The 218-nt window shown below is 53.2% G+C and carries 2 tRNA genes; both read left to right on the top strand.

Going from position 1 to position 218, the window contains the following annotated elements:
* Positions 1–47 precede the first annotated feature (47 nt).
* Positions 48–120: transfer RNA gene (locus tag AT575_RS10470), tRNA-Val, on the top strand.
* A 6-nt stretch (positions 121–126) separates the two neighbouring features.
* A tRNA-Asp gene (locus tag AT575_RS10465) sits at positions 127–198 on the top strand.
* Positions 199–218 lie beyond the last annotated feature (20 nt).

The following is a 218-nucleotide window of genomic DNA, read 5'->3' as shown; positions in this document are numbered from 1 at the left end:
TTGCCCCCTGTTAGATACGGAAGTCGCTTAGCTTAGGAACACTCAATGGGAGTTTAGCTCAGCTGGGAGAGCATCTGCCTTACAAGCAGAGGGTCAGCGGTTCGAACCCGTTAACTCCCATAAAAAGTCCCGTAGTGTAGCGGTTATCACGTCGCCCTGTCACGGCGAAGATCGCGGGTTCGATTCCCGTCGGGACCGTTTTATAAGTCTGGTGGACT

The organism is Streptococcus penaeicida, assembly GCF_002887775.1.
GTDB classification, from domain to species: domain Bacteria; phylum Bacillota; class Bacilli; order Lactobacillales; family Streptococcaceae; genus Streptococcus; species Streptococcus penaeicida.
Note: the sequence above shows the minus strand (reverse complement) of the source record. Positions and strands in the feature narration are given on the sequence as shown.